Origin of the sequence: Weizmannia sp. CD-2023, from assembly GCF_036225245.1 — a bacterium.
Classification (GTDB): Bacteria; Bacillota; Bacilli; order Bacillales; family Bacillaceae_C; genus Weizmannia; species Weizmannia faecalis.
Genome location: NZ_JARTJQ010000116.1, coordinates 1 through 10133, shown reverse-complemented (window position 1 = coordinate 10133; position 10133 = coordinate 1). Strand labels below are relative to the sequence as shown.

Genomic DNA, 10133 nt, shown 5'->3' with positions numbered 1-10133 from the left:
ACTGCACGCTTCTGATAACACTCCGGCAGTACACCCAGCCCTCCTCTAACTTCTCCTGTTTTATTGATTTATCTAACTCTTCACATATTTCCCCAACCCATTGTGTAAAAGCCTTCTGCATCAGAAGTTTAAGCTGTTCTTCAAATTCGATAAGACTCTTTGTATCCTTTAATAATCCAGCAATTATTGATATAATATCCATGGGAAGACCTCTCTCTCTAGATGTTCATCTTGAAGTGTACAATTAGATGATAGAGCGTCTTCCCATTTTTTTCCACTCATCTGCCCCTTCGAGTAAAATTTTACACATACTGATTATCTTTTTCTTTATTTTTTTCTCCACTAATGCCGTGATTTTTTCGTATGAAAACCTTTCATGGCTGCCGAATCCATCCGCCTGGAAAAATGCTGCTGCAAAAATGGGAAAAAGATGCCTGCACGCAGGCATCTTTTTCGGTAAAGCGTTTTATTTTTCTTCCCTGTACCCGTGGCCCGGAAAATTCCCGTATCCGCTGTGGCCGTAATGTTCGGAATGGTAATGATGATGGTGGCCGTGCGGGTAACCATAACCATGTGAGTGGCCGTACGAATGCGCGTACGGATAACCGCCGTAACCACCGTATCCTCCATAATGGTGGTGGTGCCCATACGGCATATAATGGCCCGGATAGCCGCCATAATACTGCCTGGATTCTGCCAAATTTGTCACTCCTTTATCCATTGCTGCTTTTACAATATGGCAGTTGGAAGCGCATCGTTTGTGCATCCGCCTGCAAGCGGGAAAACAGGCGCCAATTTAAACGGCCGGATGTGCGTCTGCATTGTAAACCCCTTGCTAGGCCAGCCTGCTTCCGGACATACCGTACGGGCAATAAGTATGCGGTTATGATGAGAACGATATGCAAGCTTATTCAGCGACAATGGTTTCGCAAAAATGCAGGCGTTGGCCTACTGTATCCAGTGTGACCGGGATGCCGAGCGGAAGCGCCAGATTCGGGGTACCGTGCCCGGACTGTATGCCGGCAAGCACCGGCTTACCGCTCCCGTAAAAAAACTTTTTCAGGACATCCTGTGCCGTAAACCCATCCGCGTATGCTTCCGGCTCACAGTCCATCCATTGCCCGAGCACAAACCCGGAGGCGTCATCCAGTTTTCCGGAAAGCTGAAGCTGGGTAAGCATCCGGTCGATCGCATATGGCTCTTCATGCACTTCTTCAAGAAAAAGAATTTTTCCGCTTGTATCGATTTCAAACGGCGTTCCCATCAGTGCGCAGATTAATGACAGATTCCCGCCTGTAAGCGGCGCTGTCATGACCCCTTCACCCCACGCTTCCCCCGTGTAACTGCCGGTAGGAACACCGGTTGACGCCAGCTTGAGCAATGATTGTACCGAAAGCGCATCGTCTGTGATAAATTCGACAGCCGCCATCGGGCCATGGATCGTGGCGAGGCCGCATTTTTGCTGGAAAACGATGTGTAGTGCTGTAATATCGCTGTAACCGATAAATAATTTCGGATTCTCCCGGATCCATTCAACGTCGAGATACGGTAAAATTTGCGGTGTCCCGTACCCGCCGCGCAAACAAAGAATTGCCCGCACGTCATCGTCTGCAAACATCGCATGCAGATCGGCTGCCCGTTCAAGCGGCGTACCGGCCATATACCCACCGTATACTTTCTCCGCATTTTCTCCCACTTTTACCCGGAAACCGAGCCGCCGCAATTTCGCAACAGCAGTTTGAAGCCTTTCGATTGAGACCGGGCTTGCAGGCGCGACCAGCCCGATCGTATCTCCCACCTGTAATCGTTTCCCTTTTCTCATCCTTCTCCCCCCTGGTTGATGAATTGCAGTACAATTTGCTCTTCCGCTTGATGTACTGCTTCTTCATCCAGTACATTATTGATCAAAATGGAAAAAATCAGCTTTTCCCCGGATGTTGCCTGCATATAGCCGGAAAGTGTGCTGACGCCTGTAATCGACCCAGTTTTGGCAAACACCTGTCCTCGAGCAGCCGTCCCCTTAAACCGGTTTCTGAGGGTTCCGCCTTCCAACCTGTTTTCAGCCCCCGCAACAGGCAGCGCATCGAAAAAGCACGGAAACCAGTCTTTTTCCTGTATCCGGTATAAAAGCGCCGTCAAATCATTTGCCCGGACCAAATCGGCGTGAGATATGCCCGAACCATCACGGAGCATCATCTGGTCAGGGTCCATGCCAAAGTTACCTGCAACGCTGCGAATGACTTCAAGCCCTTTTTCCCAGCTTCCTTCCCCTTTTTCCGTTTTCCCCATTTCTTTTACAAGCATTTCGGCGATGGTATTATTGCTGAATTTTAAAAATGGCACCATGATGCTTGATAAAGGCGGCGATTGTGAAAAGAGAACCGGAACTGCTGCATCCTTCACCCTGCCCGTTTTGATTGTGCCTTGAACGGTGATCCCGTTTTCCTCTAACGTTTTTTTGAAAACAGACAGCACCCATTTCGTCGGGTCCCAGACTGCTTTCCATTGCCGGACTGCGGCGGAATCGGCTGTAATTGTCCCGCTTGCCGTAAACGTATTCCCGCCATGTGCCCGGCTGATGACGATATCGTCCTCCTGCTGCTCACCGTCTCGCACGGTTCGGACATGGTTGACCAGTTTAACCATCCCGCTTTCCGGAACCATTTTGATTCGCGCTTTCATGCCGGGTTTTTTTGCCGGAACAACTTCAAAAATGGCCGTCCCTGCATCATAATCCCGGTTAGGCGATAAAGTTAAAGCCGAAATTTGTGCGCCGTAATATTCCTGTTCATCGCTCCATGGCAAGTCAAGTGAATACCGGGTATCATCATAGCGCGAATCATCCCCGACCAGGTCCCCCTGAATACGCCGGATTCCCTGCTTCTTTAATTCAGCCGCCCAGTCCGCTAAATCGGATTTCAATAAAGCAGGATCTCCTCCCCCTTGTATGTATATATCACCGTAAAGCGTACCGTTTTGGATCGCGCCTGTCCGGTACACGCCCGTTTTAAAACGGGTATTTTTCCCGAGCGTTTCAAGCGCGGCGGCTGCGGTCAGCAGTTTCATATTGGATGCAGGGCGCAGCAGCGTATTGCCATTTTGTTCGTAGAGCAGTTTCCCGCTATCAGCCGAACGGACGCTGATCGCAACGATCCCGCCTTTTAAAGGGGCGGCCTCAAGAATACCGGCAATCTTTGCGTCTGTTTCTTTTTTCCCGCAGCCTTCCCTGTCCCCTGCTGCATAAGGCCCAGTTCCCTGAATAAATAGAAATGCCATCGTCCATATCACGACCCATCTTTTATGCAATCCGTTTCCCTCCGTATGAAATTCTGCCTTGCTTTATCATATTCCTTCTTTATTTTAATCTTTCCGTAAACGCTGTTTTGGCTGCTATCTTCTTTTTTCCAATGATTCATTTCGCGTTTTTAAATATTTTTTTCCAAATTAGTAGAACAAGCATGCCTGTATAGTATAAAATGCTTGTGGGGGTGTAATCATGTACCGGTTTGGCTATTATGTTGTTGCCGGCATTTTTTGGCTGCTTGGCGGCAAAATCAAAAAAGAAAACAAAGAGAAAATCCCTGCGGCTCCGTTTGTGGTCGTTTGTACCCACCAAACATGGCTGGATATTATTTACCTGGCGATTGCCATCTGGCCTGTCCAAATTCATTATATGGCGAAACAGGAACTTTTCTCTAAAAAATGGTCAAAATGGCTATTCACGAAGTTGCACGCTTTTCCCGTCAATCGTGAAAATCCGGGCCCGAGCTCGATTAAAATTCCAATGAAACTTTTAAAAGAAGGGAAGGTCGTCGGCATTTTCCCTTCCGGAACACGCAAAAGCGAACATGTTTCTTTAAAACGCGGTGCCGTGACGATTGCTTTAAAAGCAAATGTGCCGCTTGTCCCGGCCATTTACGAAGGGCCGAAAACGTTCAAAGAAGTCCTCGCGAGAAAGCCGAAACGCGTGCGCTTTGGCGACCCGATCAGGCTGGCAGACGGAAAAAAAGGAACAAAAGAAGAAATTGAAAAAACGATTGTTCTGCTGCAAGACACTTTTGAAGCGCTGAAAAAACAGTAAAAATGCTTTCTGCTTGCCCGAAGCAGATGAAAAAGCACAAAAGAAATCAAAAAAACGGCGAGGCACCGCATTCAAAGTGCCTCACCGTTTTTTTCATGGACAAATAAAGATAAAACATCCCTTTTTCTCTGTCCCCTGCCGGCCGGCGAAAGGGTTTTTCCTTTTTTAATTGAAAAAACAGTCCATCTTTTCTTATAATAAAAGCGAGTACTTGCCAAGGAGGAGAGCGTCATGCTGAGTGGATGGTTTTCTGCCTTTATTTTAATATGGATCCTCTGTCTCGTTTTTCTCTTTTCAGTTGGCGGCTATTTTATGTTCCGGAAATTTTTGAAAAGGCTTCCGAAAGAAGACCGAAAATCAATACTTGACCGGCAGGAGGAGACAATCCTTAAAACGCGGCACCTCTGGACGCCGGAGTACAGGGAACTGCTTGAAGAACTGGTAAGCCCTGTCCCGGAATTGTTCCGCGATGTGGCCAGGAAAAAAATCGCAGCAAAAATCGGGGATGTGGCGCTTTCCAAAAATGCAAAAAAAATGACACTGGACAATGTCATTCAGGGCTATATTCTCGCCACGCCAAAACGCGACCATAAATTCCTCCGAAAAAAATTAAAGCAGCTGGACATCGACGACAGCCGATATGAGCATTTGTTTGCGCAGGAAAAAACAAAATCGGCCCAGTAAATGAAAAAACATCATTCGGCAAAAGCGAATGATGTTTTTTCAAGCACGGACCCCTTCATCCAGTTCCTGCATAAGCCGCCTGTACTGAATATACATGGCGACGCGCCACGGCAGAATCATGCCGAATGCGAGCAGAAAAAACATACCGCTCAGCTGCCCGATTTGAATCGAAGAACTAAGCACCACCTTCATCAGCAACCGGATGAGAAGAAGCCCGATCAAAATAAACGGAAAAGCTTTCGATCGTTTTAAATATACGTTTCCGTCACGGACTTCGAAACGGGAAGTTTTAATTAAAAATATGGAAAAGAACATTCCGACCACAAATGCTTCCAATACTTCGGCAGGTGTCACACGAAAATACGGGACGACAAACATCAATGCCCCGGTACTCATAAAGACCGGCGGCAACAATATTTTTTTTGTGGAAACGGGCTTGTTCTGCCCTTTTAAACGGACAAAAATGACCAAAGACCCCATCAAAATCGCAACAATGAACGAGATGATAATGCCTTCCATGTCTCAACCCTCTTTAGTAACAGATTTTTAACAAAAGAAATGTAGATACGATAAATATATGTTTCCTATGGTAATATTCAACCATAAAAGCGGGGTTGATGTCCAGCCGGAATGCCTGCCTCCCTTTTTTTGTGGCGCCTGTCAGTTCAAAACGCGTTCAACCGCTTCTAAAACACGCGTTTCATCAAAAGGCTTGACGATAAAATCCTTTGCGCCGGATTCAATTGCTTCGACGACCAGTTTTTGCTGGCCAAGCGCGGAGCAAATAATAATTTTTGCGTCCGGGAATTCGCGCACGATCTTTTTTACCGCTTCAATGCCGGTCATCTCCGGCATAGTAATGTCCATCGTCACAACATCCGGCCTGACTTCACGGTATAATTCAATCGCCCGCTGCCCGTTCTCCGCTTCGCCTACAACGGTATGGCCGCCGTTTTCCAGCATTTTCGCCAAAGTCATCCTCATAAATTTTGCATCATCCACAATTAACACATTTGCCATCGATCGAATTTCTCCTCCTCATTGATCCGTTAAAATGCAACCCGGATTAAAATCCCTGGAATCCCCCGAACAGTGCACTCATATAACCGGAAATGACAGGCATCCAGTCAAAAAAGAGCAGGATTCCGGCGACTATCATCACAACACCGCTCCATTTTAAAAGTTTTACGCTGTATTTTTGCATCCACCCCAACCGTCCGATAAAAAAAGCAAGGACAAAAAAAGGTATGGAAAAGCCAAGTACATATGCAGCCATATAGACCGACGCAGAAGCCGGATGGGCCACTGCCATTGCCAATACCGAGGCAAGAATCGGCCCGGTGCAGGGCGTCCAGCCGGCAGCAAACACTAGCCCGACGAGAAAAGAACCCAAAAATCCCGCCGGCTGCTTTTTTATATCGATTCGGTACACCTTCATAAAGATCCCCGGATGAAAAATGCCCGCTGCAAGCAGCCCAAAAAAAATGAGCGCGACTGCACCGAGCTGCCGGATGACATCCTGGTAACGGATAAAAAAACTCCCGATCCAGGAAGCACCAAACCCCAATGCAATAAAAACAGTGGAAAATCCCGCGAGAAACCAAACGGTATGCAGGATACTTTTCCACTCCCGCATGCCGCCCCCGCTTTTTAACCGGCTGACAGAAGCGCCTGTTATATAAGAAACAAAAGCAGGATAAAGCGGCAGGCAGCAAGGCGATATAAAGCTCATGAAACCTGCCCCGAAAGACAGCCATACAGTTACATCAGCCATCGGTTCACTCCCCATCCCGGCTCATTTTCATTTTAACATAAACTGATTGAAAGAGAAAAAACATCGTGAAAAGCATAAAAATGGAACATGAAATCAAAAACCACCTTTTCTGTGCAGAAAATTGGCAGAAAAAGTGGTTTACAGAATCGTGAGAAGCTTAACAATGGTGATGGATATACCACAAAAGCCGGTCGCCCAGCTTAAGATTTCATTTGTTTGTTCATGGCATTCATCATTTGATTGATTTTCTTTTGAGACGGCTTCATACCCATTTGCATCATCATCATTCTCAGCATTTGTTCATTAATCGGCGGATTTTTCTTCAGGTAATTCATCATATATTTACGGGCGATGAAAAACCCGATTGCTGCGCCTGCCAAAAGAGCAATTAGGGCTACAAGAACGAACACCCAAATCATAATATACCTCCTTCACTCACATACAGTGTACTAAATCCATTTGAATTATACAATACTTGTTTTCTTCTCACACGAATTTTCTTTCTTTAACCGGTTTTATCCAGCCGAATCGTTTATGGTCATAATCGATTGCAAGCAAATCTCCTTTAAAGTTCCTCAGAATTTCAAAAACGGCGGTTTCTGTATCATAACTCCCGTATACGTTCAGCTGGAGCATTCTTTCTTCTATGGTCACTTCCAGCACCTGCCCCTCTTTCTTTGAAAGAAGTTGGCAAGCGCCTGTTTTCGTCATGTTGCTGGTGTCAGAAAATAACGGCTGCAAGACATGATGGACAGACAAGAGCGGAATCGGCTTTGTAATATAATGGATCTGTCTGCTGAGGACATTTTTCAAACTTCCGGAAACGTGCGCATACTGGTGAAAAAGATTAAAAAACATTCGTTCCCTGCCGTAATAATATTGTGCAAACTCCTCTTTTATCAGATAGATAGAATAGGACCGCATATGATCTCACTCCCGCAACTTTGTTACCTTCACTATAATGGACGGGCCTCAAAAAAGTTGTCGTTTGTTGTAACAAAATTTAAAAAATGAATTTGAAACATTTGATTGCATGTACAGACAAGAAAATAAGCGTAAATACATCAACGCGCTGCCGATTATGCGGTATCATCCAAGGGAAAAGCCATTCAGCTCAGCCCCCGCACTTTTAGTCCCCCTTTTCTTATACCCTTCCTGCATAAAAAATGAGCCTGCTTTCGCGAATACCGCAAAAGCAGGCCCGGAACGATTACATGCCCAATAATTTTTTTACACGTGCCACAACATTTTCAACGGTAAATCCGTATTTTTCCATAACGGTTTTACCGTTTCCGCTGGCGCCAAACGTATTAACCGACAAAATATCGCCTTCATCCCCGGTATACCTTTCCCAGCCGAATGGTGAAGCCATTTCAATGGCAAGGCGTTTTTTCACCTGTGCCGGCAATACGGATTCTTTGTATGCTTTGCTTTGCTGTTCAAAACGGTCCCATGACGGCATGCTGACAACAGCAGCATCAATCTTTTGTTCCGCCAATTGCTGTTGCGCGAGCACAGCCAGATGGACTTCCGACCCGCTGGCAAGAAGGAGAACGTCAGCCGTTTCTTTTTGTGCAGGGGACACGACATAGGCACCTTTTGAAACGCCTTCCAACGCTTTTTCAGACGTCCCTTTCAAGGTTGGCAGCCCTTGGCGCGTCAAAACAAGCGCTGTCGGATGGTTTTCAGATGACAGAGCAAGGCGCCAGGCAGCCGCCGTTTCATTGCCGTCCGCGGGGCGGATGACCGACAAGCCCGGCATCGCTCTTAAAGAAGGAAGCTGTTCAACCGGTTCATGTGTCGGACCGTCTTCCCCGACAGCGATACTGTCATGCGTAAAGACGTACGTTACCGGAAGGCCCATAAGAGCAGCTAGGCGGATGGCAGGACGCAAATAATCCGAGAAAACAAAGAACGTGCCGCCGTATACATGGACACCACCATGAAGCGCCATACCGTTCATGGCTGCGCCCATCGCAAATTCGCGGACACCGAACCAAATATTGCGCCCTTCATAGGCATCCGGCATATAGTCCTTGTCTTCTTTCAGCCGCGTATTGTTGGATCCGGCAAGGTCTGCAGATCCCCCGAACAAAGACGGCAAATGTTTGGAGACGGCATTTAGCACTTCCCCGCTTGCCGCACGGCTGGCAAGGGTTTTGCCTTCTTCATAGACCGGAATGTCCTTGTCCCATCCATCCGGCAGCCCGCCTTTTATCGCCTGTTTTAGTTCAGCCGCAAGCTGCGGGTATTGTTTTTCATAGGCCTCAAACAGGGACGCCCACTCCTGTTCCTTTTTCACGCCATTTTCCACAACCAATTCACGGAACCGTGCGTAAACTTCATCCGGAACATAGAAGTCTTCTTCAAATGTCCATTTATACGCTTCTTTCGTTAGTTTCAGTTCATCTTCTCCGAGCGGGGCGCCGTGGGCAGCCGATTTCCCGGATTTGTTTGGAGAACCGTAACCGATGATCGTTTTCACTTCAATGAGTGTCGGCCGACTTGTATCCGCCTTTGCTTCCTCGATCGCTTTTGCGACCTGTGCCATATCATTCCCGTCTTCAACCCGCAAATACTGCCAGCCGTATGCTTTAAACCGGTCGGCAACACTTTCGGAAAAGGCCTTATTTAAGTCGCCGTCAAGGGAAATGTCATTGGAATCGTACAATACAATGAGACGTCCCAATTTTAAGTGTCCCGCCAATGAAGCAGCTTCGGCAGATACGCCTTCCATTAAGTCGCCATCTCCGCATAAAGCATATGTATAATGGTCAATGACAGGGAAATTTTCTTTATTGTATACAGCCGCCAGATGCCGTTCTGCCATCGCCATTCCGACTGACATGGCAATCCCCTGCCCGAGCGGACCGGTCGTTGCTTCCACGCCTTCCGTATGCCCGTATTCCGGATGACCCGGGGTTTTGCTGCCATATTGCCGGAAATTTTTAATATCATCCATGCTTAATGCATAACCGGATAAATGGAGCAGGCTATAGAGCAGCATGGAACCATGCCCTGCGGATAATACGAAACGGTCCCGGTTAAACCAGTGCGGGTTTTCCGGATTATGGTTCAAATATCTTGTCCAGAGGGTGTATGCCATTGGTGCAGCCCCCATCGGAAGCCCCGGATGACCGGATTTTGCTTTTTCGATGGCGTCAATGGACAATGTTCGGATTGTTGTGACTGCCAGTTCGTCCGTTTTATCAAACATCTGTTAACATCCTTTCTTCATGGGTTACAACTCTATATTAAGGCAAGTGAAACCCATAACACAACTCTTTTACCATTTTGTATGGATTTTGTAAGAAAAAAGCAGGATGGTTTCCTTTTTAGTGCAGCTTTCTTTTTGTTTGAATTTGCTTAATTTTTTCCGGGGTAACGTCCTGGCCAGCCGGGTCAAGCACACGGACATTTTCAATCGTTTTTCTGAATGAAGAGCGGAACGCCTGCAAATACTCGCTTCGCAATTTTGACTGTTCCTTTGCTTCTTCACTTGTCAGGGCGCCGGTTTTCGCTTTTTTCGCCAATTCGTTAATCCTTGCCATTTTTTCTTTTGAAAGCATATTTTCTCTCCTCGTATAATAAGTT

At 46.8% G+C, this 10133-nt stretch carries 12 protein-coding genes and 1 pseudogene; 2 read left to right on the top strand and 11 right to left on the bottom strand.

Annotated elements, in window-relative coordinates; all coding sequences use genetic code 11:
* The 4 genes and pseudogenes from P9687_RS16000 to dacB form a co-directional block, all read right to left on the bottom strand.
* A pseudogene (locus P9687_RS16000) lies at positions 1-202 on the bottom strand (ISLre2 family transposase); the annotation flags it as partial.
* Between the two features lie 264 nt (positions 203-466).
* The gene (locus P9687_RS15995) at positions 467-709 is read right to left on the bottom strand and encodes a hypothetical protein (RefSeq protein WP_437184211.1); all 243 of its coding nucleotides are present in this window, start codon (positions 707-709) and stop codon (positions 467-469) included.
* 198 nt (positions 710-907) lie between these two features.
* Positions 908-1822 carry a S66 peptidase family protein gene (locus tag P9687_RS15990; protein ID WP_061577608.1) on the bottom strand — a complete coding sequence of 305 codons (915 nt, stop codon included), beginning with the start codon at positions 1820-1822 and terminating at the stop codon, positions 908-910.
* Positions 1819-3306: a D-alanyl-D-alanine carboxypeptidase/D-alanyl-D-alanine endopeptidase gene (gene dacB, locus P9687_RS15985; protein ID WP_061577609.1), complete on the bottom strand. Its 1488-nt coding sequence runs from the start codon at positions 3304-3306 to the stop codon at positions 1819-1821. The genes P9687_RS15990 and dacB overlap by 4 nt, the downstream gene beginning before the upstream one ends.
* A gap of 190 nt (positions 3307-3496) precedes the next feature.
* Between dacB and P9687_RS15980 the strand changes: the two genes are divergently transcribed.
* Together P9687_RS15980 and P9687_RS15975 are read left to right on the top strand one after the other, a co-directional pair.
* A complete protein-coding gene (locus P9687_RS15980; RefSeq protein ID WP_061577610.1) occupies positions 3497-4081 on the top strand; it encodes a lysophospholipid acyltransferase family protein in 585 nt (194 codons plus the stop codon).
* 231 nt (positions 4082-4312) lie between these two features.
* Positions 4313-4765, top strand: coding sequence for a DUF2621 domain-containing protein (locus P9687_RS15975; RefSeq protein WP_061577611.1), 453 nt, complete (start codon positions 4313-4315; stop codon positions 4763-4765).
* A gap of 39 nt (positions 4766-4804) precedes the next feature.
* On the opposite strand, the gene P9687_RS15970 is transcribed toward P9687_RS15975, so the two are convergent.
* The 7 genes from P9687_RS15970 to P9687_RS15940 form a co-directional block, all read right to left on the bottom strand.
* Positions 4805-5284: a CcdC family protein gene (locus P9687_RS15970; RefSeq protein ID WP_014098220.1), complete on the bottom strand. Its 480-nt coding sequence runs from the start codon at positions 5282-5284 to the stop codon at positions 4805-4807.
* 141 nt (positions 5285-5425) lie between these two features.
* On the bottom strand, positions 5426-5785 hold the full coding sequence (locus P9687_RS15965; RefSeq protein ID WP_013859444.1) for a response regulator: 360 nt from the start codon (positions 5783-5785) through the stop codon (positions 5426-5428).
* Positions 5786-5831: 46 nt separating this feature from the next.
* Positions 5832-6539 carry a cytochrome c biogenesis CcdA family protein gene (locus tag P9687_RS15960; RefSeq protein WP_014098219.1) on the bottom strand — a complete coding sequence of 236 codons (708 nt, stop codon included), beginning with the start codon at positions 6537-6539 and terminating at the stop codon, positions 5832-5834.
* A 200-nt stretch (positions 6540-6739) separates the two neighbouring features.
* The gene (locus P9687_RS15955) at positions 6740-6958 is read right to left on the bottom strand and encodes a YneF family protein (protein ID WP_013859446.1); all 219 of its coding nucleotides are present in this window, start codon (positions 6956-6958) and stop codon (positions 6740-6742) included.
* 67 nt (positions 6959-7025) lie between these two features.
* A complete protein-coding gene (gene sirA / locus P9687_RS15950) occupies positions 7026-7463 on the bottom strand; it encodes a sporulation inhibitor of replication protein SirA (RefSeq protein WP_014098218.1) in 438 nt (145 codons plus the stop codon).
* Positions 7464-7749: 286 nt separating this feature from the next.
* Entirely contained in the window at positions 7750-9756 is a 2007-nt protein-coding gene (tkt, locus tag P9687_RS15945; protein WP_014098217.1) for a transketolase, read from the bottom strand.
* 118 nt (positions 9757-9874) lie between these two features.
* The gene (locus P9687_RS15940; protein WP_014098216.1) at positions 9875-10108 is read right to left on the bottom strand and encodes a DUF896 domain-containing protein; all 234 of its coding nucleotides are present in this window, start codon (positions 10106-10108) and stop codon (positions 9875-9877) included.
* Positions 10109-10133 lie beyond the last annotated feature (25 nt).

Coding starts and splice junctions, on each gene's coding strand:
- P9687_RS15970 (WP_014098220.1), bottom strand. CDS start 5,284: ATGGAAGGCATTATCATCTCGTTCATTGTTGCGATTTTGATGGGGTCT.
- P9687_RS15965 (WP_013859444.1), bottom strand. CDS start 5,785: ATGGCAAATGTGTTAATTGTGGATGATGCAAAATTTATGAGGATGACT.
- P9687_RS15980 (WP_061577610.1), top strand. CDS start 3,497: ATGTACCGGTTTGGCTATTATGTTGTTGCCGGCATTTTTTGGCTGCTT.
- P9687_RS15940 (WP_014098216.1), bottom strand. CDS start 10,108: ATGCTTTCAAAAGAAAAAATGGCAAGGATTAACGAATTGGCGAAAAAA.
- sirA (WP_014098218.1), bottom strand. CDS start 7,463: ATGCGGTCCTATTCTATCTATCTGATAAAAGAGGAGTTTGCACAATAT.
- P9687_RS15975 (WP_061577611.1), top strand. CDS start 4,313: ATGCTGAGTGGATGGTTTTCTGCCTTTATTTTAATATGGATCCTCTGT.
- P9687_RS15960 (WP_014098219.1), bottom strand. CDS start 6,539: ATGGCTGATGTAACTGTATGGCTGTCTTTCGGGGCAGGTTTCATGAGC.
- P9687_RS15990 (WP_061577608.1), bottom strand. CDS start 1,822: ATGAGAAAAGGGAAACGATTACAGGTGGGAGATACGATCGGGCTGGTC.
- P9687_RS15955 (WP_013859446.1), bottom strand. CDS start 6,958: ATGATTTGGGTGTTCGTTCTTGTAGCCCTAATTGCTCTTTTGGCAGGC.
- tkt (WP_014098217.1), bottom strand. CDS start 9,756: ATGTTTGATAAAACGGACGAACTGGCAGTCACAACAATCCGAACATTG.